This window comes from Immundisolibacter sp., from assembly GCF_041601295.1.
Classification (GTDB): domain Bacteria; phylum Pseudomonadota; class Gammaproteobacteria; order Immundisolibacterales; family Immundisolibacteraceae; genus Immundisolibacter.
This window is the reverse complement of the sequence record NZ_JBFIII010000006.1, coordinates 1-23,101: the sequence shown is the minus strand read 5'-3', so window position 1 is coordinate 23,101 and position 23,101 is coordinate 1. Positions and strand designations below refer to the sequence as shown.

General features: G+C 64.3%; 24 protein-coding genes and 1 other RNA gene. 14 read left to right on the top strand and 11 right to left on the bottom strand.

What is annotated here, in order from left to right; translation table 11 throughout:
- Positions 1–13 precede the first annotated feature (13 nt).
- From ABZF37_RS01630 to ABZF37_RS01605, 6 genes are all read left to right on the top strand, one after another.
- Positions 14–235 (top strand): TIGR02449 family protein, encoded by a 222-nt coding sequence (locus ABZF37_RS01630; protein ID WP_372716056.1) that lies wholly within the window; start codon positions 14–16, stop codon positions 233–235.
- Positions 232–540, top strand: coding sequence for a cell division protein ZapA (locus ABZF37_RS01625; RefSeq protein WP_372716054.1), 309 nt, complete (start codon positions 232–234; stop codon positions 538–540). The genes ABZF37_RS01630 and ABZF37_RS01625 overlap by 4 nt, the downstream gene beginning before the upstream one ends.
- Before the next feature lie 23 nt (positions 541–563).
- Positions 564–750: non-coding RNA, 6S RNA (gene ssrS / locus ABZF37_RS01620), on the top strand.
- Positions 740–1,378 (top strand): 5-formyltetrahydrofolate cyclo-ligase, encoded by a 639-nt coding sequence (locus ABZF37_RS01615; RefSeq protein WP_372716051.1) that lies wholly within the window; start codon positions 740–742, stop codon positions 1,376–1,378. The genes ssrS and ABZF37_RS01615 overlap by 11 nt, the downstream gene beginning before the upstream one ends.
- 78 nt (positions 1,379–1,456) lie before the next feature.
- Positions 1,457–2,617, top strand: a complete 1,161-nt coding sequence (metK, locus tag ABZF37_RS01610) for a methionine adenosyltransferase (protein ID WP_372716049.1) — start codon at positions 1,457–1,459, stop codon at positions 2,615–2,617.
- A gap of 109 nt (positions 2,618–2,726) precedes the next feature.
- On the top strand, positions 2,727–3,164 hold the full coding sequence (locus ABZF37_RS01605; RefSeq protein ID WP_372716047.1) for a BphX family protein: 438 nt from the start codon (positions 2,727–2,729) through the stop codon (positions 3,162–3,164).
- Between the two features lie 188 nt (positions 3,165–3,352).
- Here the strand turns inward: ABZF37_RS01605 and ABZF37_RS01600 are convergent, their stop codons facing one another.
- The 6 genes from ABZF37_RS01600 to ABZF37_RS01575 all read right to left on the bottom strand — a co-directional run bounded on the left by ABZF37_RS01600 (position 3,353) and on the right by ABZF37_RS01575 (position 10,120).
- Positions 3,353–4,822 (bottom strand): tetratricopeptide repeat protein, encoded by a 1,470-nt coding sequence (locus ABZF37_RS01600; protein ID WP_372716045.1) that lies wholly within the window; start codon positions 4,820–4,822, stop codon positions 3,353–3,355.
- 150 nt (positions 4,823–4,972) lie between these two features.
- A complete protein-coding gene (locus tag ABZF37_RS01595; RefSeq protein WP_372716043.1) occupies positions 4,973–5,719 on the bottom strand; it encodes a class I SAM-dependent methyltransferase in 747 nt (248 codons plus the stop codon).
- Positions 5,712–6,701 carry a RimK family alpha-L-glutamate ligase gene (locus tag ABZF37_RS01590; protein ID WP_372716041.1) on the bottom strand — a complete coding sequence of 330 codons (990 nt, stop codon included), beginning with the start codon at positions 6,699–6,701 and terminating at the stop codon, positions 5,712–5,714. Before ABZF37_RS01590 ends, ABZF37_RS01595 begins: the two co-directional genes overlap by 8 nt.
- Before the next feature lie 319 nt (positions 6,702–7,020).
- The gene (locus tag ABZF37_RS01585; protein ID WP_372716039.1) at positions 7,021–8,061 is read right to left on the bottom strand and encodes a methyltransferase; all 1,041 of its coding nucleotides are present in this window, start codon (positions 8,059–8,061) and stop codon (positions 7,021–7,023) included.
- 53 nt (positions 8,062–8,114) lie between these two features.
- Positions 8,115–9,479, bottom strand: coding sequence for a phenylacetate--CoA ligase family protein (locus ABZF37_RS01580; protein ID WP_372716037.1), 1,365 nt, complete (start codon positions 9,477–9,479; stop codon positions 8,115–8,117).
- Complete coding sequence (locus ABZF37_RS01575) at positions 9,476–10,120, bottom strand: methyltransferase domain-containing protein (protein WP_372716035.1); 645 nt, start codon at positions 10,118–10,120, stop codon at positions 9,476–9,478. The genes ABZF37_RS01580 and ABZF37_RS01575 overlap by 4 nt, the downstream gene beginning before the upstream one ends.
- Before the next feature lie 488 nt (positions 10,121–10,608).
- Between ABZF37_RS01575 and ABZF37_RS01570 the strand changes: the two genes are divergently transcribed.
- Positions 10,609–11,886, top strand: coding sequence for a phenylacetate--CoA ligase family protein (locus ABZF37_RS01570; RefSeq protein ID WP_372716033.1), 1,278 nt, complete (start codon positions 10,609–10,611; stop codon positions 11,884–11,886).
- 111 nt (positions 11,887–11,997) lie between these two features.
- On the opposite strand, the gene ABZF37_RS01565 is transcribed toward ABZF37_RS01570, so the two are convergent.
- Positions 11,998–12,702, bottom strand: coding sequence for a methyltransferase domain-containing protein (locus ABZF37_RS01565; RefSeq protein ID WP_372716031.1), 705 nt, complete (start codon positions 12,700–12,702; stop codon positions 11,998–12,000).
- Positions 12,699–13,865: a pyridoxal phosphate-dependent aminotransferase gene (locus ABZF37_RS01560; protein ID WP_372716029.1), complete on the bottom strand. Its 1,167-nt coding sequence runs from the start codon at positions 13,863–13,865 to the stop codon at positions 12,699–12,701. The genes ABZF37_RS01565 and ABZF37_RS01560 overlap by 4 nt, the downstream gene beginning before the upstream one ends.
- A 64-nt stretch (positions 13,866–13,929) precedes the next feature.
- On the opposite strand from ABZF37_RS01560, the gene ABZF37_RS01555 reads away from it, so the two are divergent.
- The 6 genes from ABZF37_RS01555 (at position 13,930) to ABZF37_RS01530 (ending at position 18,652) form a co-directional block, all read left to right on the top strand.
- The gene (locus ABZF37_RS01555) at positions 13,930–14,520 is read left to right on the top strand and encodes an RnfABCDGE type electron transport complex subunit B (protein ID WP_372716027.1); all 591 of its coding nucleotides are present in this window, start codon (positions 13,930–13,932) and stop codon (positions 14,518–14,520) included.
- Complete coding sequence (gene nth / locus ABZF37_RS01550) at positions 14,517–15,173, top strand: endonuclease III (RefSeq protein ID WP_372716025.1); 657 nt, start codon at positions 14,517–14,519, stop codon at positions 15,171–15,173. Before ABZF37_RS01555 ends, nth begins: the two co-directional genes overlap by 4 nt.
- Positions 15,173–15,592, top strand: coding sequence for a DUF1841 family protein (locus tag ABZF37_RS01545; protein WP_372716023.1), 420 nt, complete (start codon positions 15,173–15,175; stop codon positions 15,590–15,592). Before nth ends, ABZF37_RS01545 begins: the two co-directional genes overlap by 1 nt.
- Before the next feature lie 84 nt (positions 15,593–15,676).
- Positions 15,677–16,771 (top strand): fatty acid desaturase, encoded by a 1,095-nt coding sequence (locus ABZF37_RS01540; protein WP_372716021.1) that lies wholly within the window; start codon positions 15,677–15,679, stop codon positions 16,769–16,771.
- A complete protein-coding gene (locus ABZF37_RS01535; protein WP_372716019.1) occupies positions 16,764–17,717 on the top strand; it encodes a diacylglycerol kinase family protein in 954 nt (317 codons plus the stop codon). Before ABZF37_RS01540 ends, ABZF37_RS01535 begins: the two co-directional genes overlap by 8 nt.
- Positions 17,714–18,652: a hypothetical protein gene (locus ABZF37_RS01530; RefSeq protein WP_372716017.1), complete on the top strand. Its 939-nt coding sequence runs from the start codon at positions 17,714–17,716 to the stop codon at positions 18,650–18,652. Before ABZF37_RS01535 ends, ABZF37_RS01530 begins: the two co-directional genes overlap by 4 nt.
- A 7-nt stretch (positions 18,653–18,659) precedes the next feature.
- Here ABZF37_RS01530 and ABZF37_RS01525 read toward each other — a convergent pair whose 3' ends face one another.
- The gene (locus tag ABZF37_RS01525) at positions 18,660–19,814 is read right to left on the bottom strand and encodes a CDP-alcohol phosphatidyltransferase family protein (RefSeq protein ID WP_372716015.1); all 1,155 of its coding nucleotides are present in this window, start codon (positions 19,812–19,814) and stop codon (positions 18,660–18,662) included.
- A gap of 102 nt (positions 19,815–19,916) precedes the next feature.
- On the opposite strand from ABZF37_RS01525, the gene ABZF37_RS01520 reads away from it, so the two are divergent.
- Positions 19,917–20,846, top strand: a complete 930-nt coding sequence (locus ABZF37_RS01520) for a metallophosphoesterase (RefSeq protein WP_372716013.1) — start codon at positions 19,917–19,919, stop codon at positions 20,844–20,846.
- An 84-nt stretch (positions 20,847–20,930) separates the two neighbouring features.
- On the opposite strand, the gene lptG is transcribed toward ABZF37_RS01520, so the two are convergent.
- The gene (gene lptG / locus ABZF37_RS01515; protein ID WP_372716011.1) at positions 20,931–21,992 is read right to left on the bottom strand and encodes an LPS export ABC transporter permease LptG; all 1,062 of its coding nucleotides are present in this window, start codon (positions 21,990–21,992) and stop codon (positions 20,931–20,933) included.
- Complete coding sequence (gene lptF / locus ABZF37_RS01510) at positions 21,989–23,062, bottom strand: LPS export ABC transporter permease LptF (protein WP_372716009.1); 1,074 nt, start codon at positions 23,060–23,062, stop codon at positions 21,989–21,991. Before lptF ends, lptG begins: the two co-directional genes overlap by 4 nt.
- Positions 23,063–23,101 lie beyond the last annotated feature (39 nt).

Here is a 23,101-nt window from a genome sequence, read left to right as displayed (position 1 = left end):
TGGAGCACGAACCATGGCACAACAGGACCCGACCACCGATTCACTGGTGACACTGGAGCAGCGCTTGCAGGCAGCTGTGCGGCGGGTAGAGCAGTTCACCCTTGAATACCGCGCCATGCGTGCCCGGCACCAGCAGCTGCTCACCGAGCGAGCGGATCTGGTGGACAAAACCGAAGCCGCCCGCAACCGGGTTGAGGGAATGATCTCCCGGCTCAAGAACATGGAGCAGCCATGAGCAAAGAAGCCAGCGGCGTTACCGTGCGGGTACTCGGAAGCGAATACGTGATTGCCGCCCCCCCAGACCAGCGCGCCGAGTTGCTGGCTTGCGCCGGGCACCTGAACGACAGGCTGCGTGAGCAGGCCCGCGGCGGGCGGGTGGTCGGTAACGACCGGCTACTGGTCGTGGTCGCGCTCAATTTGGTGCACGAACTGATGCAGGCGCGCACCGCGCTGAGCGAGCAAGCCACTGCCTTGCAGCGCCTGGTGGCACTTGAGGCCCGACTGAGCTCAGCCTTGCATGCACTTGAGCCCGCACCCTAATCCGGGTGATGATCCGCATCGGGTACCCACTGCGGTGTTCGTTAGCGGATCAGACTATTTCTTGAACCACAAAGCGCGAGCTTTGGAAGCTGATCGATGGCCGGTGTGCAAGACCGCCCTGGTAGCGGGAAGCCTGAAGGTCGTCTCCTGCTTCCGCCTTGAACCCCCGGTTCAAGAGTGAAGATCCACGACGGCACAAGTGGTGGGGCCCACTAATCCCCCGGCAGCCGACGGCGTGTCGTCGGCTGCTTCCCTGCCGGCGCTGCGCCGACGCATGCGCATCGCGCGTAGGCAGCTGCCGCGCCACGAGCGTCTGGCAGCCAGCGCGGCGCTGGCCAGGCAACTGGCCACATTGCCCGCCTTCCAGCGCGCCCAGCGTGTGGCTGGCTATTGGCCGGCCGACGGCGAAATCGATCCCCTGCCCGCCCTGTTGCGCGCCATTGCCGCCGGCAAAGCCTGCTACCTGCCGATTCTGTCTCCACAACGACCCGGACGGCTTCAGTTCGCCCGCTGGTGGCCTGGGGCGCCGTTACGCCATAACCGCTTTGGCATTCCCGAGCCTGTTGCACAGAAAAGCGCTTGGCTGGACTCGCACATGCTGGATCTTGTGATACTGCCGCTGGTGGCGTTCGATGGGAGCGGCAATCGCCTGGGCATGGGTGGGGGCTTCTACGACCGCAGCTTCGCCTTTCTCCTTAACCATGCCTGGCGCAGGCCGCGCCTGGTCGGCGCCGCCTTCAACCTGCAACGGTTAGCGAACCTGCCGCGGCGGGTCTGGGACATTCCGCTCGACGCGGTGGTCAGCGAGCAGCGAGTGTGGGCATTTACGCCGCTTTGAGGGGTTTTCTGGCTGTGTTTTAATGCGCCCCCCCTCTGCCAGTCCCCGCAGCCCATCCGCACCCCTGAGGGTTTGACCATGTCCGATAGTTATCTATTTACCTCCGAATCGGTGTCCGAAGGCCACCCCGACAAGATCTGCGACCAGATTTCCGACGCCATCCTGGATGCGTATCTGGCGCAGGATCCGGACGCGCGCGTGGCCTGCGAGAGCCTGACCAAGACCGGCCTGGCCATGGTGGCGGGCGAGATCAAGGTAACGCCAGGCGTCTACATCGAAGCCGAGGACATCATCCGTGGCGTCATCCGGGACATTGGCTACACCAGCTCGGACATGGGCTTCGACTGGGAAACCTGCGCCGTTTTCAATGCGCTGGGCAAGCAGTCGTCGGACATCAACCAGGGCGTCGACCGCGCTGATCCGGACGACATGGGCGCCGGCGACCAGGGTCTGATGTTCGGTTATGCCTGCCGCGAGACCGACGTGCTGATGCCGGCGCCGATCACCTACGCCCATCGCCTGGTACGCCGCCAGGCCGAACTGCGCAAGAACGGCAGCCTGCCGTGGCTGCGCCCGGATGCCAAAAGCCAGGTCAGCTTCCGCTACGAAAACGGCAAGCCGGTACACATCGACACGGTCGTCCTGTCCACCCAGCATTCGCCCGAGATCAGCCAGGCCGACCTGCGCGAGGCGGTGATCGAGGAAATCATCAAGCCGGTGCTGGGTGAGTGGCTGTCGGACAAGCCGACGATTCATGTCAACCCGACCGGGCGCTTCGTGATCGGCGGCCCGATGGGCGACGCTGGCCTGACCGGGCGCAAGATCATCGTCGACACCTACGGTGGCATGGCTCGCCACGGTGGCGGCGCGTTCTCCGGCAAGGATCCGTCCAAGGTCGACCGTTCGGCCGCCTATGCCGCCCGCTACGTAGCCAAGAACATCGTCGCTGCCGGCCTGGCCGAGCGCTGCGAAGTGCAGCTTTCGTACGCCATCGGCGTCGCCGAACCGACCTCCATCATGGTCGACACCTTTGGCACCGGAAACGCCGGCAACGCTGTGCTCACGCGCCTGGTGCGTGAACATTTCGACCTGCGCCCGGCCGGCATCCTGCGCATGCTGGACCTGAAGCGCCCGATTTATCAGGCCACCGCTGCTTACGGACACTTCGGCCGGGACGAGGCCGAGTTCATGTGGGAGCGCACTGACCGGGCCGCTGCACTGCGCACGGCAGCCGGCTAGATCCCGCGGCGACCATCACCCCGCCGATTTGCCATACTGTGCCCGTCCTGATCATCACTCAGGGTGGGCGTTACTCTGACGTGCCGTCCCGCTCACATGGAGGAATGTCATGAAAACCGCCCGCAGCTTTTTCATTGCCATCGGCATCTTTTATGCCGTGTTCAATTTTGTGGGCACGCTGCCGTTTGCAACGGCGTCCTTCCTCGGCTCGATGTATCCGGGGGTCGACCTGCACAGCGGCGAGCCCGTGTTCCAACTTCTGCAGGATGCCTGGATCATCGTTGGCATCCAGCTGGGCGCCATCGGTCTGGTAGCGCTGTGGGGGGCGCGCGATCCGCTGCGGTATGCGGCTGTGATCCCGGTGGTGATCGTGACCGAGGTCGTCGACGGCGTGTGGGATTTCTACAGCATCACCTGGAGCCACGAGGTCGCCTGGATGGGCGTGATTACCATTGCCATTCATCTGGTGTGGATCGCCTGGGCGGTCATCGCGTGGCGGGCATTATTCCCGGCCACGGCGTCGGCTGGTGCCCAGCCCAACAGCTGAAGCTGACACAGGGCATCCCCCGTCCGAGCAAACCTGCGGTGCGCAGTTGTTGCGCGGGGTTACCGGCAGCAGAGGCCGGCGTTTACACCGGCCCGTCACCAAAAATGTCCAGGCACCCGCCGCGGGCGGCACCACGCCGACGACATCGCACCAATGCCCCGCCCTGCTGGCCGGCCCTGGAGCTGACGTTATTTCTTTTTCGCGGGCGCGGGTTTGGCGCCACCGGCCTGCCATTTCGCGCGCGCCTTCTCGATTGCCGCTAGCAGCCGCTTCTGTCCGTTGGCCGTGGCCCGCTGCTTGGCCTGGTCAAGGCGGCTGAGCGCGTGCGTCGGCTGCTTCGCTTCGCCGTACAGGTTGCCAATGCTCAGGAGGGTCAAGGCGGGATTCGCCGAGTTGGCAGCGGCTTTGTCGAACGCCGCACCGGCAGCCGTCAGCTGGCCGGTCTTGAGCAGCAAACGTCCGGTTTCGAAGTGCGCCATCGCCGCAGCAGGCTTTTTCTTTGCAGCGGCCCGAAACTGTTTCAGCGCCTCGCTGGTACTGCCCTGGCGTTCGAGCACTCGCCCCAGTAGCAGGTAGCCGGCGGCACGTGTGTCATCGGCCTTGATCGCATTCCGGTAAGCCACCGCTGCCTTGTCGAGTTGGCCTTGGTCCTGCAATGCACGACCGTAGTTGATTTCCGCCACATACGCCGTCGGGCGCAAGGCCAGGGCCTTGCGGTAATGGAACTCCGCCTTGTCATAGGCCTTCTGCTGCCGGTACAGATCGATCAAACGGACATGAGCCGGCAGGAACGTCGGGTCGCTGACCAGCGCCGCATCAAGCGCCTTGATCGCCGCGGCCCGGCTGCCTTTGGCGGCCAAGGCGTCAGCACGCCGTGCATAGGCAGCAGCGCTTTGATCCTGCCGACGCAGGGCGTTGAGCAACGGGTCAGGCTCAGGTGCACCGATGTTCCGGAAACGTCGGGCCAGGGCCGCATAACGTCGTGCCTCACCGGCCTTCCCAGCATCCTTCAGCAAACGCGACAGGCCCCTATTGGCCGCGCCAAATTGCGGCGCTATCGCCAGGGCCTGTCGGTAGGCCTTGATTGCCTGGTCCTTGTCGGCGCTCGCTTCCAGCGCCCGGCCAAGACCGAAGTGAGCTTGCGCCGAGCGCGGACTTTGCTTGATCGCCGCCTGAAAGCTTGCCACCGCCTGGCGGTGCTGTTTGGCGCCAAGCTGGGCCGCGCCCAGCCGCAGGCGCGCCGGCATATAGTCCGGCTCCCGCTCGAGCACGCGCTCAAGCGTGGCCCTGGCCTTGTCCGCCTGGCCGGCCTGACCCTGGGCAAGCGCCTGGTAATACAGCCACTTGAAGTTGTCCGGCTTGAGCCCCTGAAGATGTTCGTAACACGTAACGGACAACGCCGCGGACGGTGGGTAGGTCTGCAATGTCATGCAGTAACTGCCGACCGCGTCGACGTCCTTCGGCAGCTCAACCGCGGCCCGATGTGTCCGCTGTAGATGCGCTGCAATGCCCGGCGCGATGATCTTCTGTGGCACCTCGGGTAGCGCCGGGATGGCCTCGCCGCAAGCACTCAAGGTCAGTGAAGCGACCCCGAACCAGAAGACGGCTTTAGTCGCCGGCGGAATCAGGGCCGAGGGTTTGGTGGTGCGATAAATCATGGCGTTCCGTTTCTGCAAGCGGGATGAACTGGATTGGTCTCGAGGTTCGAAGGCAGGATAGCATTCGCGTTGCTGGGTCACCCGGGACAGGCCGCGACCCGCGCGCCGGTCCAGCCAGCCGCAGCCGCGGGTATGCCGGCACAATACACATCAGGGCAACTTGCCCGCTGTGAGGAAGCGCAGCTCCCAGGTCAGACTGGCGCCGTGCGACGTCAGGCGGGGCGTGAGGTACTGGTCGATGCCAGCCAGCGTGGTCTGTTCGCTGGATTCCAGCCCAAACAGCAAGGCACAGAAGCGGGCCATGGCCGGGCGGTCGGGAAATGTCCACGGGTAAGCAATTCGCTGCGCCGTTTCCACCCTCAAGCCCGCGCGGTGCAGTTGCCGCTCGGTATCCGTGGACAGAAAGCGGCCCCGATGTCCGGCCGGATTGTGTGTGTCGACAAAGTCATTCAAAAATCGGGCGACCGGCGAGTTCTCGACTACATCCGCCAGCGCCAGAAGCCCACCCGGCCGCAGGCAGCGCTGGGTTTCGCTGAAGAAGCCGGCGCAGTCGGTCACATGGTGCAGGGCCGCCAGGCAGATAAAACGGTCGACGCTGTCCCCGACGAAGGGCAACTGTTCGATCTCGCTGAGCACCACCTGACCGGGTGGCCCACACAGGCGCGCAAAGGGCAATGAGGGCTCGACCGCCAGATACAGGACATCGGTGGGTAAATAATCGCGCAGATAACCGCCGCCGGCGGGGACGTCGCACACCGTCATGCCGGCCCGCACCCGGGCGGCCGTCAGCATGTGCTGAAACTCCAGCTGGCGTGCCCGCGGCCAATCCGCCATGGCGCGATGGTAGGCGCCGCCGCGGTGGTTGAAAATCTCGCGGTAGCCGTCCCGTTCAGGCACTGCGATTACGGTCGCGACGCAGCACCATTTCGATGACGCCGGTACGAATGCGCTCTACCGCTGCGTTGAGATAACCAAAGGGTGCCTGGTGGCGCTGGATGACGTTAACGCAGGCGTTGATTTCAAAAACCACCAGGTCGCCATCGGCATTGAGCCCACAATCCACCCCGAAATAGTCGAGTTCCAGTTCGCGCCGAATCTGCGCCAGCGCCTGTTGCACCGACTCCTTGAAGTGCCGCTCTGGATGGTCGAGGAAGGCCTGCTCCTGCGCAATGAGTTCAAGATTGTTCTGCATCACCGTACTGCGGCTGCGGGAATGGATGTTCCAGTGGTCGGACGCAATCAAGTGGCGCGGATAAACCCGGCCATCCAGCATGATCAGGCGATACTTGCGGTACAGCCCGTCCGGACTGCGAAAATCCACGAACTCGGTCAGGTAGTAGCCACGGCCATCGAAGGCGAAACGCTCAAGCTGCCCCAGATCGGATTCGCTGTCGACCCTGAGCAAACCGGCCCCGCCATGCTGGCCCGCCGGACGAATCAGAAACGGCATTCCGATGTCGCCGTCGGCCATCGCGGCACGGATATCCGACAGACGCCGGGGCGCCAGTCGGACAGTGCGCGGCACCACCAGGCCCGGCGTGTTATGCAGCAGTCGATAGATATTGTCCCGGGTGGTCTTGCGTACGTTCTGGGGCCGGTTCAGCACCGGCACGCGGGCCTGTTCCAGAAGTTCACTGGCCCGGTCCAGGCTGCGACCGTGACTGTCCGGGTCGGCAATACAGTTGAAGATGACCGCGGGCATGGCCATTTTGATGGGCGCCTCACGCAGGCAGCCGAGCAATAACTGGCTGACGGAAAGGTTCGGGTGCCCCAGATCGCCCATCAGGTCGATATTGCCGGTGTAAGAAAACTGCACCCCATTGGAAATTCCCACAATGGTGGCATTGCTCAGATCATCCAGACCGTTGATAAGCAACACTCTGGTCGCCGGAGTTGTGCGACTCGCGGTGGGAGCGGTGGCCTTACGGCGTTTCGGATTGTTTTGGGGCACGTGTTTGGTTACCGGCAAGCGACGAATGGGTGCGGGATTGAAATAAAGGATCGTGACGGATCGCGGTGCCGTGCTGTTCGGCAGCGCAAGCTGATGGCGATTATGCCGCCGCCGGCTGCGTCGGCACCACATCCGGCGCAACTCAGGACAACGGAGCGACGACCGTGGCACGGGCGACAAGGCGGCATCCGCCCCCGACATGTCGCCGCCACCTGGCTCGCTACCGGAAAACTGCTCAACTCAGCCATCATTGAACTCGGGTCGCCTCGATCAGCTTGAACGACAGCTCCACCTCAACGACCCGATGCAGACAAAAACCCGCCGCCGTCAGAAGTGCCCGAAACTCGGCTTCGGTCCGCTCCCGCCCCCCTGGCCCGATCAACATGTTCAGGTCGATCCGGGCAAGGGTCTGATGCTCGGCCGACACTCCGAGCCGTAACGGAACAACCCGTTCGACCAGCAGAAGCCTGCCCTGCGCGGTCATCGCCCGATAGCAGTTGCGCAAAATCGCCAGGCTTTGCTCGTCGTCCCAGTCATGCAGCACGCTTTTGAGCAAATAGGCATCGGCGGGGCCGGGCACGGCCTCGAAGAAGTCGCCGGCGACGATTTCGCAACGCTGCGCGAGCCCCGCCTCGGCGATCAGGCGCCTGCCCGCTTCAATGGCATGTGGCAAATCGAACAGCACGCCCCGCACTGCCGGGTGAACCCGCAGGATGGCGGCCAACAGCTGGCCGGAACCACCGCCGACGTCAACAATCCGCTGCAAGGTCGAAAAGTCGTACGCGTACACAACCCGGGTGGCAACCAGACGGGTCAACTCGACCATCGCCTGATTAAAGATCGCCGCCACTTCAGGATCGCGCTCGGCGTGCTCGAACGCCTTGTTCCCGGTGATCAGATGCCGGGCGCTGCGACCGGTCCTGATGCTGTCGATCAGGTGCCCCCAAACTGGCCACTGAGAGCCCCCGGAATACAAGGCCCAGGCGCGCAGGGACTCGGCGCTGTCGCCCCGCAGCAAAGCGCCCATGGGCGTCAGGGCGAACACTCCGTCCCCAAGCTCCTCGCAGATGTCGAGCGTCGTCAGCGCCCGCAGCAAGCGATGCAGGGACGGCGCATGCGTCTGTGTCGCGCCGGCAAGTTCTTCGCTGCTCATGGCGCTGTCGGCAAGCAGATCCGGAATGCGCAATTGCGCAGCAGCGTAGATCGCCTGTGACATCCACTGACTGGCAATCAGGCTCGATAAACGCGTGGCTGGGTCGGGGATCGTCACAGGGATTCGCTTGTTCATTTGACTGCCTGCCAGTCACTACGGGACTTACTCATGGAACCCGCGGCGCCGGCTCAGCCCGGTATGGCACACATGAACTCCTCGAACTTGCCGGCCTTGGTACGCGGAATCGTCGGCATATAAACAAAAACAATCAGGAAGGGGTAATCCAGCGACTGCTGGATATGGACGCGCAAACGCGCCTCCTCATCGCCGGTGAGCGGCCTTTCAACCGCCAGGCGCACCTCAATTTGCTCCAGAGTTCGCTGAATGAACTGGTACTGGCGAATCGGCGCTATGTCGCGAAAACCCCGGTAGCCGACGATCGGCAGACGACGTTCACCCGTGGGCAGGCGCACCAGATTGCGGACCCGTCCGATGATGCGCTTCAGAACCGGCAGGCCACGTCCGCAGGCACACGGCCCGCCCACCTCGGCCAGATCGCCGATTTCGTAGCGGATAAGCGGCATCGCGAAATTATGCAGGCTGGAGACCACCAACCGCCCGACAGCGCCAGGCACGCAGGGCCGTCCGTCGTCGTCGAGTACCTCGACCAGCACGTTCTCGGACTGGACGTGGTAATGCGCGTGGTCAGGACATTGCAGGGCCAGGTAACCGAATTCCTCCGAGCTGTAGGTGTCGGTCAGCGGAACACCCAAAACGCGCAGGCAGTCCGCGCGCAACTCGGGCGAAACGATTTCGCCCACCATGATCACCTCGGAAAGCGCCGGCAGTCGCACGTTAGCGTGTTCGAAGTATTCGATAAGCCCGTGCAAATTGGACGGGAACGTGAGCAGGTAGTGCGGGTTGTGCCGCTCCAGCCAGCGCGCTTGCACCACGATATCGGTGCGCAGATCAAGGCGCATGGACTGCCCGCTGCTGAACAGGCGACTGGTGGCGCGACTCCAGCCGGCAAACGTCTCGCCGTCGGGCGCCGCGGCGCCGGCCGCGAAGACCCGGATCGCCGCGAAACGACCCTGGAAGTCACGCCGGTGCCAGAAGTGATTGCGCAGCGTGCACAGCTGCCAGAAGTACTGGCAAACCTGTGTCTTGGTGACCTTCACTGGCTCGCCCGTCGAGCCCGAGGTCTGCGCCACATGGTGCCCACCGTGAGCCGGCGGTGGTGCATCGCTCATCAGTGCCGCGCTGGCCCGCTGTATGTCGGCGCGCGTGAGCAGGGGAATCTGCGACCAGCGTTGCGCGTCCAGTCCGGGTGTGAGCTCCCAGCCACCCGCGCGCAGCCGCTCGCGGTAAAAGGGCACATGAATAGCGGCGTGTTCGAGTAGCGGCGCCAATTGCTCAAACTGCCGCTGGCGCAATTTGTCCGGTGGCTGCCACTGGCTATGTTCCAACTGATAGAGCCCTGCCATGAGGCGGGCAGCCTGCTCGTCCGGGTAGGCGGGCCACCTGATGCCCGGCAGGGCGCTGTTGAACCTCATGCTGCCTGGTAGATCAGTGTCGGACAGCGCTCGCCCAGTTCGTAGCCGCCAAACTGGCAATCGAGTTCCGTGAAAATTCCTTCAACGGCAGCCCTCAATTCCGGCAACGTGGGGAAGGTGTAAACGGCGGGAGCGCCACGGTAAACATCAATAGTGGCAATGGTGCCCTCGCTCCAGCCGGTGCGCGCGGCGAGTGCCTTCACATCCACGCCAGCGGCGTGCCACGCCTCCCAGATTCTGGCCACCGGAATACCTTGCTCAATCGAACCGTGCAAAGACTGGGCAAGACGCCACTTGAAGGCGTGAAAGCCGGCGATCCTCCCGGCGTGCAGATCAGCGAACACCTGTTCCGGCTGCTCGCTGACCTGGGGGCGCAGAAAGGCGCGCAGGGTAAAAATCCCCCCCGGCACCAATACGCGCCGCAGTTCCCTGGCCACGCTTCCATACTGGGCGCGGTAATCCAGCGCGTTAAAGCAACCGTCACCGTGAACGGAGTCGAAACAACCGCCACCGAACGGCAGCCGCTGCCAGTCCGCACAACTGACACTGCCCCCCGGGGGCGGCTCAGGGAGCCAGATACTGTGGATCATTTCCATGCTGCGATCGGCGGCCACCAGATAGGTCCCATCGGGCCAACGCATGTGCGCGATCTCCGGTGTCACACCCAGCAGCAGCGCGCGACCCAAGCCAACTGTGCCCGGTCTGCGGGCATTTACAGCCGATTCCAGTGGGCGAATATCATCCACACTCGGCCGCAGCGGGGAGCCATGGTGGGCCCACTGCTGGGCGTGGACTTTCCAGTGATCAGACTTTTCCATGACTCCCCTGAACTGACGGCAAGACCAGACACCCGCGGGGTCACCCGGTCGGTTTTGCAAACAGCCATCTACCACCCACGTCCAACCCGGCCCGAAGCGAGCCACCGCCATCACGGCGGCCCGTGGGCAGCGGGGCGCAAGGGAAAACGATATGCAGCCGGATCGGCGACACTGCGAGCCTCAAGAATCAAGCGCAACCCAACCGTAGTCAAGCGTTAAATACCCGGATGACCGACTCGTCCACGTCCCCAGGCCGCCACGCCAGGCTTCTGCTGCCAGACCGCCTGCGCGCCTTGCTCCAAGATTGGGAAGTGACTCAATGGAGCGATCGGCAGGCGCTTGACAGGTCCCAGGCGCAACGCCTCGCCGCCCTGCTCTACCACACCTGGCAACAGGTGCCCTTCTACCGGCAGCGGTTGCTGGCCGTGGGCTACCAACCCGGTCGCGCGGTAACACCCGACCTGTGGCAAGCACTGCCGATCATGACACGCAGCGAAGTGCAAGCTGCCGGGACTGCACTGCGCGCGCAGAAATTACCACCGGGGCACGGCCGCAGCGTGGAGGTCAGCACATCAGGCTCAACCGCCACGCCTGTCACGATCACCAAAACCGGGCTGGCGCAGCTCATCTGGTGGGCCGTGACACTGCGCGAACATCATTGGCAACGGCGTGATGTTTCGAGAAAACTCGCGGCAATCCGCGTGTTTAAGGACGACCGGGCGAAATCACCGCAGGGCCGGCTCGAGGGCTCCTGGGGTCCACCCACGGCGCTGGTCTGCTCGACCGGTCCCGCCATTTTGCTGGACGTCGAAGTCGGGCTGCACCGACAGCTGGAATGGCTGGCCGAGCAAGATCCTGCCTACTTGCTGAGCTTGCCGTCAAATCTGCGAGCCTTGGCGAACCTCAGCCTGGCGCAAGGCGTTCGACTGCCGGGATTGCGTCAGGTCCGCTGTGTCGGCGAGCCGGTCGACGATGACGTGCGACACGCGTGCAAGGCAGCATGGGGCGTCGACGTAAGCGACGTTTATTCGAGTCAGGAACTCGGTTACCTGGCCCTGCAGTGCCCGCATCATGATCACTACCATGTGCAGGAAGAGGTCGTCCGGCTGGAAATCCTGCACGCTGACGGCCGTCCGTGCGGGCCAGGCGAGGTGGGACAGGTAGTGGCAACCCCTCTTTACAACTTCGCCACCCCCCTGCTTCGGTATGCCCTCGGAGACTATGCGCAAGTCGGCGACCGGTGCCCGTGTGGCCGCGGCCTGGCGGTGCTTAGCAAGATTCTTGGCCGCGAACGCAATATGTGGGTTCGGCCCAATGGCGATCGCTGGTGGCCACAACTGGGCAGCGGCGCGATGGCGAGCTTCACATCAGTACGGCAGTGGCAGATCGTACAGAAAAGCCGGCAGGCGCTCGAAATTCGGCTAGTCGCACCGCTGCCGCTGGACAGCGCACAGGAGGCTGCGCTGCGCACCCTGGCTGCCCAACGCCTGGGCGAGTACTTCGAAGTACAGCTCACCTACTGCAACGAGATACCCCGGACACCATCCGGGAAATTCGAAGACTATATTTGCGCCATAACTGATGCGTAATTCGCTGCACAAACACTTGAGCGCATGACGGGCCCTTTTCCTGCACTGCGGCTCGGCGCAGGACTGTGCTGCCAGTGGACCGTAACGTCGTCCGTGCTCAATGAGGCAGGGTCAGCGTCGCCGAAGTACCACCACCAGGGTGGGCAATCCGACTGCAAACAGCCTGTAGATCGATAAAGGAAGCGCCGCGAGACACGCGCCGATCCACGACGGCACCTCCAGGTGATACCGGGCCGGCCATCGGGTAATGCGTGGCGCGTAGTCCGTCAGATCGAAGTGCTCGTCGCAAAACGTCCGCAATTGCCGCAACGAGAGCAGGTGGAGCGGCTCGCGGTAGCGACCCAGTAGGCGCAGCGCCCGTTCGAACAGCGACTGTGGCAGCCAGTGCAGCAACCACACTCGATAGTGCACTTCCCACGGCCATAGCCGATTCGGCGTGGCCAGATAAACCAGGCCGCCTGGGCGCACCACCCGGGCCAGTTCATCCAGGTGCGAAGCCGCATCGTCAAGATGCTCGATGACGTGGTTGGACACGGCAAGGTCGAAACTGGCACCGGCAAACGGCAACGCGGTGCCCGCCCGCACATACCGATAACCAACGGCCGCCTGCCGCTGGTCGCGCGGATCGATGCTAATCACGTCGCAGGTCTGGCCGAGAATCTGCGCAATCTGGCCATTGCCGGTGCCCACATCCAGCAGCCGCCGACCAGCGCTGGAGCCGCCTGCGGCCTCCTCCAGTACGGTGCGTATCTTCAATGCCTTGGCGCGGCGGCCGGCGTTGACCACGAAGCCGGGCTGCGGACCCGTCATGGTCATGCCAGCAGGTCCTTCAAACGTTGCACCGCCTCTTCAATCCGCTCACGCGAAGTGGTGTAAGCAAACCTCAGGTGAGTGCTGGCAGTATGTTGGCCAAAGTCCAGACCCGGCGTCGCGGCGACACCGGCTTCCGCCAGCAAACGCAACGAGAAGGCGAAACTGTCGGTGGCAAAACGCTGGCAACCGGCATAGATGTAAAACGCGCCCTGCGGGGTGGCGGGAATATCGAAGCCGATCTGGCGCAACCCCGGCAGTAACACGTCCCGCCGTTCCCGAAACGCCGCCCGGCGTTGCTCCAGGATGGCGAGGGTCACCGGCTCGAAAGCTGCCAGCGCAGCGTGCTGGGCCGGCGTTGGTGGCGAGATGAACAGATTCTGGGCCAGTTTCTCCACGGATCGCAGCAAGGCATCGGGCACAACCGTCCAACCCAGGCGCCAGCCAGTCATGCCGAAGTACTTGGAGAAGCTGTTTACGACGATGGCCTCGCTGTCGCACGACAGCGCACTGGTGCTGTCAGGCCCGTAAATCAGGCCGTGGTAAATCTCGTCTGCGATCAGTGCCACGCCGCGCTGGCACAGCAGACTGGCAATGGTTTGTAGCTCGTTGCGATCGATCACGGCGCCGGTGGGGTTGGACGGAGACGCCAGCAGCACCGCCCGTGTGCGCGGCGTAAGCGCAGCCTCGATCTGGGCCGCGGTCGGTTGCCAGTTGCTGTGTGGCCCGACCGGCAAGGCCACCGGCAGGCCACCGGCCAGGCGCACAAAATTGCGATTACAGGGGTAGCCTGGATCGGCCATGAGCACCTCGTCGCCGGGGTCGACCAGTGCCCATAACACCAGTTGCAGCGCGCCCGAGGCGCCTGGCGTCACCACCACGCGGCGTGGCTCCACCCGAACGCCGTAACGGTCCAGATAAAAACCGGCGATGGCCTCGCGCAGTGCGGTCATGCCAAGCGCCAAGGTGTAATGCGTGTGGCCCGCCCGCTGGGCGCGCACGGCAGCTTCGACAATGGGCTCGGCGGTATCGAAATCGGGCTCGCCCACTTCCATATGCACAATATCGCGACCGGCGGCCGCGGCGGCCTGAGCGCGACCCATGACCTCCATGACATGGAACGGGGCGATATCCGCCATACGGGCGGACGGGCGAAAGCGATCGGTCATTGGCAGGCGAGGCGGCAGACGGGCTGCCAGGCAGTCTAGCAGCGGGCGTTACAATTCGACCGTCATGCCGGTCCTTGCCAATGCCATCGACGCCCTGCTGCCGCAAACCCAGTGCGGACAGTGCGGTTACGCCGCCTGCCTGCCGTATGCGCAGGCGCTGGCTGCCGGCGAGTGCGGCCCCAACCGTTGCCCACCCGGCGGCGATGAGACTCTGGTGGCGCTCGCTGGCTTGCTCGGTCAGCCGATTGTGCCTCTGGATGCGAGTTGCGGTGAAACCATGGCGCCCCGCCAGGCGCATATCGACTCGGACACATGCATCGGCTGCACCAAGTGCATCCCGGCCTGCCCGGTGGACGCCATCGTGGGCGCCAGCAAGCGCCTGCATGCCGTACTGACCGACGAATGCAACGGCTGCGGCTTGTGCCTGGCACCCTGCCCGGTGGACTGCATCAGCCTGCTGCCGCTGGCGGCCCAGAGCGACCCGCAGCGCACCGCCAGGCCGGCAATCAACCGGCGGCGCCACCAGGCCCGCCAGCGACGGCTGGCCGCGCACCGGGTCACTGAAAAACCAGTGCCAACCCCGACCCGTCAGTCGCCAGAGGTACAAACAGCTCTCGCCCGCGCCCGCGCACTGTTAGCCACCCGTCGCGCATGAACGCGCAAAAACGCCGCGCCATCTATGAGCGCCTGCGCGCTGGCTTGCCGGTGCCGACCACCGAGCTGAAGTACCGCTCACCATTCGAGCTGCTGGTCGCGGTGATCCTATCGGCGCAGGCTACCGACAAAAGCGTGAACCTTGCCACCGCCACGCTGTTCGCCGCCGCCGACACGCCCCAGGCCATGGCTGATCTTGGGGTTGCCGGCGTCAAACAGCACATCAGGCGCATCGGACTGTTCAACACCAAGGCCGAGAACATCGTCAAAACCTGTCATCGGTTGCTGAAACAGCACGGCGGCGAGGTGCCGCGCGAACGCGGGGCGCTGGAGGCGCTGCCGGGCGTCGGCCGAAAAACCGCCAACGTGGTACTCAACACGGCGTTTGGCGAACCCACCATCGCCGTCGATACGCACATCTTCCGGGTAGCCAACCGCACTGGCCTTGCGCCCGGCAAAACCGTGCGCCAGGTGGAGGATCGTCTGCTCAAGGTCACGCCGCCGCAGTTTCGTCACGACGCGCATCACTGGCTGATCCTGCATGGGCGCTACACCTGCCTGGCGCGTCGACCGCGCTGCGGACAGTGCACTCTGGCCGATCTGTGCGAGTGGCCTGATCGGGCGATGGCAGTAGCCATGGCGGTCCGTGCCTGATGTTCGGCCAGGACCGAGACAGCCTGCGCGCCGCTTACGCTGGGGCCTGGCAGCGACATCTTGAGCGCCTGCCCCTGGACTTGCAGCAGCAGCGCATCGTGGATGTGCTCACCATGCACCCCGAGTACCAAGCGTTAATGATGGACCCGGCGGCGCTTGCGCGGGATTTTGACGGCAGCGGCGGCGTCACCAATCCGTACCTGCACATGGGCCTGCACGTCGCCATTCGCGAACAGCTGGGCACCGGCTTGCCGCCAGAAGCCACACAGGCCCACGCGCGCCTTGCCAGCCGCCTGGGCGACAGGCATGCGGCCGAACATTGTCTGATCGATTGCCTGGCGCAAACGCTGTGGCAGGCACAGCGTGACGGCCGCGAGCCGGATTTTGAACAGTACCGGGAAGCCTTGCGCGGCCTGTAGCCACCGTCCGCCTGCAACATGCCCCTGGGCTGCTAAACTGCACGCCACTTCAGGCCGTTACGGTCGCTCCTGTGCAGTCCGCCCATGAACGCACCCTTGCCCAGCACCGCCGCCGACCGCTTCGCGCTGGATACCATGCGCCGCATCGTGGCCGACCTTGGCACCTATCGGCCCTGGCTGTACTGGCTCGATTTTGGCCTGAGCGCCGGCCTGGGTTACGCCCTTGCGCTAACCTACCTGACCGCCAGCGGCCCGGTCCTGGTGCAGATTCTGGCCTTTGTCGGGGCCGGTGTGCTGCTGTTTCGGGCGGGCACCTTCATGCACGAGATCGTTCACATGAACGGCCAGGCCATGCCTGCATTTCGTCTGCTCTGGAATCTGAGCTACGGCATTCCGCTGCTGATGCCCTCGCTGATGTACCGCAATCACCTGGATCATCACAACATCAACCGCTTCGGCACACCGCAGGACGGCGAGTACCTGCCGCTCGGGGCTGCGCCAACCGGCGAGACGCTCAAGTACCTGGCACAGGTACCGATCCTGCCGCTGCTGGCGGTGTTGCGGTTTTTGGTCGTCACACCGCTGTCGTACCTGCACCCTGGCCTGCGCCGCTGGGTGATGCGCCGGGCCTCGTCCTACGGCAGCAACCCTTACTACCAGCGGGATATCCCGCCCGACGAACCCCTGCGACTGTGGGCATTGCAGGAATGGGCGTGTTTTGCCTGGCTCGCGTTTATTACCAGCCTTTTCTTGAGCGGCGTCCTGCCGTGGACCATGCTCGGCAAGGTTTACCTGCTGATGAGCTTTGCCATCGGCCTGAACTGGATCCGCAACCTCGCCGCCCACCGCTACGTCAACACGGGCGCCCGCATGAGCTACCAGGCACAGCTTGAGGACACCTTGAACATCACCGGCCAGACCTGGCTCACGGCCCTGCTGTTTCCGGTTGGGCTGCGCTACCACGCCTTGCATCATTTGTTTCCGTCCATGCCGTATCACGCCATGGGCGCAGCCCACCGGCGCCTGATGGCGCAACTGCCGGCGGATGCGTCCTACCGCGTCACTGACTGCCCGAATTTCTTTGCCGCCGCCAGCGCGCTGTGGCTTGGTGCCCAGCGTAGCACCGACCGTGGCGCCTTGATGCAGACCTGGCGCAAAGCCGATCCGGCCAGTGGCTGACGCAACACGCGTCGGAATCATCAGCAATCCAGCCAGTCGACATAACAGCCGTGGTGGCCTGGCGGCGATTGAAACCGTACTGGCGGCATATCGAGCCGTACCGCATTGCCTGGCGCGGGATCCGGACGAAATCGAAAATGCTCTCGGCAAGCTCGCCGCCACCGGGGTCACGCAGGTCGTCCTTAACGGTGGCGACGGCACCGTGCAGGCGGCGCTGACCACGCTCGCGCTACGCTCGCCATTCCCCCAGCCACCGCAACTGCTGGTCCTGGCCGGCGGAACCAGCAATATGACCGCCTACGGGCTTGGCAGCCACGGCCGACCGCAGCGTCTGCTGCAGCGCCTGCTGACAGGTGCTCTGACCACCACCCGCCAACGCGTACTGATCGTGCAGGAAACCAACGGCGCCACCCGGTGCGGTTTTTTCTTTAACGCGGGTGGCCTGCCGCAGGCAGTGAGCGAATGCAACGCCTTTCGTGAGCGAACCCCATGGCCCGGCATGCGCAGCGCGCTGGGCACCGGGCTTTGGATCACCGGCCGCCTGAGCCGCATGCTGTGGGGTCAGGCGCCGGTTACGGCAGTCCCTATCATGCTTTGCCTGGACCATACAGCGTCGATCCAGCACGACTTTCTGGTGATCGTATTGACGACACTGCCACGGCTGGCGTTTGGACTCACCCCGTGGTGGGGCGGTGGCAGCGGTGCGCTTCGATATACCGGCATTCGTCGGCCGGCGCGGCGCCTGCCACTGGCGCTGCCTGGCATTTTGCGCGGCCACCCACCGGCCTGGGCCAATGCGGCCGCAGGCTATGAAAGCGCAGCGCCGGGCACGGCAGTTCTGACGCCTGACGGCGTCTATGCCCTGGATGGCGAGGGTTATCAGCCGCCTGCCGGCACCGAGTTGAAGGTAAGCGCCGGACCCGAATTCGAGTTTCTGCGCCCGTGACCACCCTCGCCGGCCAGAGGCTTACGGCAACCATCGACGATCTCATCAATACGTCGGCGCCGGCCGGCGCCCACGCACTGGCCGAGACCCTGCGCCTGCGCCATGGCGACTCGGTGGCTGCGGTGCTGTTCTACGGCTCTAACTTTCGGCGTGGCGACGACCGCGAGGGGCTGCTGGACCTGTATGTGCTGGTCGACGACTGCCGCGCGGCCCTCGGCCGGCGACTGCCAGCACTGGCCTGCCGGCTGCTGCCACCGAATGTGTATTACATCGAAATGCCACACCAGGACCGTACCGTGCGTTGCAAGTACGCAGTGCTGGATCGGGCTAGCTTCTGCCGCGGCATGCACGCTGCCCAAAGCTATTTCTGGGGCCGTTTTGGCCAACCGAGCGGACTGTTGTATGCACGCGATACCAAGGTACGCAGCGAAGTCAGCGCGGCACTTGCACAGGCGGTATTGACCCTGCTTGGACGGGCGGTACCCCTGCTTGCGCCGCGCACCGACGAGGCAACCTGGTGGGCTGTCGCGCTTGGCGCCTGCTACGCGGCGGAGCTTCGCCCCGAGCGCCAGGACGCCGTGACCGCACTGGTACGGGACATCGCGCCGTGGCGGACCGCCCTGACACCCATTGCCGCGCCCTTGCTCGCCGGCGTCACGCCGCTCACTGACGGGTACGGCATCGATCTGAGGCCGGCGGCCCGGCGACGCGGGAGACTCGCCTGGACAGCCCGCCGGATGCTGGGCAAGACGCTGAACGCGGCGCGACTGGTCAAGGCCGCCTTCACCTTTGTCGGCGGTGCCGATTACCTGCTGTGGAAAGTGGAACGGCACTCCGGCGTGCGTATCGAAACCACACCGTTCCTACGCCGCCATCCGCTGCTTGGCATCTGGGGCATAGCGTGGAGGCTGTGGCGTCGGGGTGGGTTTCGGTAAGTCCGACTCAGCTGGCGAACCAGCGCGCCGCCAAACTGCTGGCAGGCACTTCACGCCCCACCTGTGTCAACCAGGATTGCAACGGCCCGCGGCGGCGTTCGACAATCGCCAATCCGACACGGCCCCATAGCACCAGCGTCGACAGCACAGTCCAGCCCGCCACCAGCCAAAGACCCAGTCCTGGCTTGCCGACCAGCAGACAAGCCGTCAGCAGCAGCAGATTCGGATTACGGCGGGCGGTGATGAGGCGATTGTAGGAATCGAACAACCGCCACACGAAAAGCGAAAACTTGGCGCAAACGAGTTGGAACAGCCCTTCGGCCAGCCGCCCGGCCACATAACCGGCCACGATCACCCATATCAAGGGCTGTACGGGTACCTCTGCGGCCGGCAACCCCAGTGCCCATGCGGCATACCAAAACGGTGGATGAATCAGGTCGATGCCATGGTCGAGGACATCGCCAAAGCGGCTTGAGTTGACCGTCACCCGCGCCAGTTTGCCGTCGACCGTGTCAAGAAAGGTCATGGCCCAACCGCACACCAGACCCACTGCCAGCCAGCCATACCAGAACGCCAACCCCGCCGCCACCGTGAGTACCAAACTGCCCAGCGTGACCTGGTTGGGCGTGATGCCACGATCAGCACAAAAGCCGGTCGCAAGGCGCGCCGGTGCCGGCCACCACCACTTGGTAATGAAGTCGGTAACCCCCTTGTAAGCGGTACCGAACAACCGCCGCTCAAGGGCGGTCCGATCCTGCGCGGTAATCGGCAGGACATAAGGAATAGAACTTTTGCGCAGGCGTTCCTGGTAGGCGCTGGCCAGATCGCCAGGGGTCTGGATGACGAAATCGTCCGGGGGCTGCGAGCCCGCCAGTACAGCTCGGGCCCGGGGCGCTGCGTCGGCCGGCGCGTGTACTGCCACCAGCTGTCCGTCGGCACCGCGCAGCGCCACACCAGGCGCCTCGGCCAGCGCCGCTATGACACGCTCGTCATAAAGGTAATCGGCGCGCAGACACAGCACGTTTTGCCCAGGCGCGGCCGGCGCGTGTTCGTCCAGCACATCGATGCCGAGCTTGGCGAGCACCCGGCATAGGCGCTCGCGCCCACTCAAACCCCACAGGCGAACCGGCCCGTCGCCGGCAAGGTACGCAACGGATTTCACCTGAAAACATCCCCCACTGGAAAAAAAAGGCGCGATCGTATATCAAGTCGACACTGGCGCATTCCGGCAGCCGCCAAATCCACCGGGGCGCACATCGCTCAAATGGCTTCATCCGACACAGCGCCCACCATCGTCGCCCCGACCACCTGGTCGCTGGCACATCTGTCCGATCTGCACCTGACCGACCCGCTTGCCGGCGCTGGCGTGCGACTGCGCGGCAAACAGTGGCTGGGGCGCATCTCCTGGCGTCGGCGCCGCATCCACATCCACCAACCGGCGGTACTGTCCGCGCTGGTCACGGACCTGCGGGCGCAATCCCCTGCGCACGTCGCGATCAGCGGGGATCTGGTGCAACTGGGCCTGCCGCATGAGTTCGAACAGGCCGCCGACTGGCTTGCCCGATTCGTGCCGCCAGCGCAGTTGATGCTGGTCCCGGGCAACCACGAGGCCTACCTGCCCGGGTCCTGGCCGCAAGGCCAAGACCACTGGCGACCTTACCTGATCGAAACGCCGCAAGGCGAACCGAGCCTGCAGCGCCGCGACAAGCTGCTGCTGATTGGCCTTTCAAGTGCGGTGCCTACCCTGGCCGGTCTGGCCAGCGGCACCTTGGGCAGCGCACAGCTGCAAGCGCTTGAAACGGCTCTGGCGCAAGGGGCCAGCGAGGGGCTGTTCCGGGTCGTGGTGCTGCACCACCCCGCGGCCCCCGATTTGGTCGGCTGGCGCAAGCACCTCACTGATCAGCGGCAGTTTGCGGCTGTGATAGCCCGTCAGGGTGCGGGCGTCATCCTGCACGGTCACGCCCATCGCACCACGCTTTCGCGTCTCCCGGGGCCACATGGTCCGGTAGCGGTCATCGGCGCACCATCCGCGTCCGCGCTCGATACCCGCCCAGGCCGTATGGCCGGATACAACCTGCTGCGTATCGAACAGCTGGGACGCGATTGGCAGATGCAGCTTGGCCGGCGTACGTACAGGCCCCATACGCGTGACTTCGAGTGGCTGGAACACTGCAACCTGACCAGCAGCGGTTAGTTACCTGCGGTCAGCCAAAACGCAGTTTTCTGAACAGAAACAGCCCAGGTATTGGCGCTCCCTGGACCTGAAAAACTTCTGGAACTAGCGCAGACGGCGCAGCAATCGTGTCGCAAACATCAGGATCAGCATCGGTAGCAACAGCGCCGTCAACGGGGCCGGAAGGTCAAGCAGCAGGCCCAGATAACCCAGGGTCTGGCTGGCAAAATACAGACCAATGCCAGCAACGGTACCGCCCAGAACACGGCGACTCAGGGTACTGGCGCGGTTACTGCCCATCACCAGCGGCACGGCAACCAGCAGCATCGCCAACGTCACCACGGGCTGGGCAATCTGTTGCCACAGGCGCAACTCCTCGTGCGGCGCCCGCTCGGATCGGGCACGCAGATCCCGCACATAGAAGTAAAGATCCAGTGGCGACAGAGACTGCGGCGGCACCACCAGTACGCCCAGCTGCTCGGCGCTCAGAAATGACGCCCACCGTAACTGCGGAAGTGCCCTTGCGCGCGCCGGTGACGGGTACAGGCGCTTGATGACCACGTCCTGCAGCAGCCACTGGTTATCCTGCTCCAAACGCGCCTGCTCCGCGTGTACATAGCGTCGCAGGCGACCTGCATCGTCGAACTCGTAAATCGCCACATCGGACGGTGTACGCCCGCGCAACATACGCCCGACGTTCACGTAGTGGCGCCCATCGCGCGACCAGAAGCCACCGCGAAAATCTACAGACACATCCTCGGCTTGTGCTGCCGCCCGCATCCGCTCAGCCCGCATCTCGAGTTTCGGCGCGACAAACTGGGCGGTCAGCAGCATCAGCGTCAGCAGCACCAGGCCTGGCAGCAGCACCATGCCGATGACCCGTCGCAATCGCATTCCCGCCGTACGCATGGCGAGGATCTCGTTGCTGTCAGCGAGCAGGCCCAGCGGCACCAGCGTGCCCAGCAAGGCAATCACCGGCGTTGCATCAAGCAGGCGCCGTGGCAGCAACATCAACACATACAGAAAAGCGTCGGCCAAACGGTAGGTCGGGCTGACATCGTCGATCTGCTGGATGATCTCGATAAAACTGAACAGCGCCACGAACACCAGTGCGACCAGCAGGTATCCCTGCGCCATGGCGCGGGCGATGTACCGAACGAGAATCATGGTCGACGGCGGCGCAGCCGCGGCAGCCACATCAGCACCGCCAACAAGGCAAACCCAAGCAGGGGCAGCAGCAACACGCCCGGCCACGGCGCGAGCTTGCCATCCTCCACCCAATCCACGAACAGAACCAGCAGGTTGTAGTACACCATGCACCCGAGCAAGCCCACGGCCAGATTGCCTGAGCGGCTGCGCCGCGGCGGCATGCGGCTGATGGGCAAACCCAACAAGCCTAACAACAGCGTGGAAAAAGGCGCCGCAATGCGCCACTGCAACTCGGCCAGGTCCTCAAGACTGTCAGAGTTGGCCAACTCCCGGGTGCTGGTGGCTTTGCGGCGTTTACGCACGCTTGCCTGCTCGTCTTTCAGACGCAGCGCCAGCGTGCGGTAGCTGATTACAACGTCGCTGCCCATCGTGTCGCCGCTGGCGGAATCAAGCTGGTAGTAATGCCCGTCCTTGAATTCCAGTACCTGGCGACCGCTGGCGTCGGTGACCTGCCGAACCCGTTGTGCGAACACCACGCTGTCGGACTGGCCACCTCCACCGGCATGAGTAAATACCTGCAGCCGCTCGTCACCGTCGGCCGCCTCGCTGAACATCACCACTTCGCCGGCAAAATCGGCATAAAACCGCATCGGCGGCAGGCGCTTGAGTTCAAACCGGCTGTCGGCACCGGCCTGCAGCTGATACAGCGTCTGATAAACCTGCGGCCGCATGGCCAACGATGCCAACGCCACCACCAGTGCCACGGGTATTGCCAACCACAACACGGCCTGGAACAGCCAGCGCTCGCCCAGTCCGCTTGCGGCCAGGGCAGTGGTCTCGTGGTCCCGCTGCAAGCGGCCCAGGCCCAGGGCAACCGACAGTAGCAATGCCATCGGCACAATCGCGTCCAGGCTGACGAACAACTTCAGCCCAACCAACAGCAGCGCCACGCTGCCGGGCAACGTGCCACTGGCCGCCTCGCCCAGGAAGCGCGCCGAGCTGTACCCAGTGAACACGAGCAGCAAGCTGCCACAAACGACCGCGAACGGGCTTGCCAGCTCGCGTAGCAAATAGCGTCGAATAATCATGGCGCCGGCGGGTTACAAGACGACGATGTAGCGGGCCGG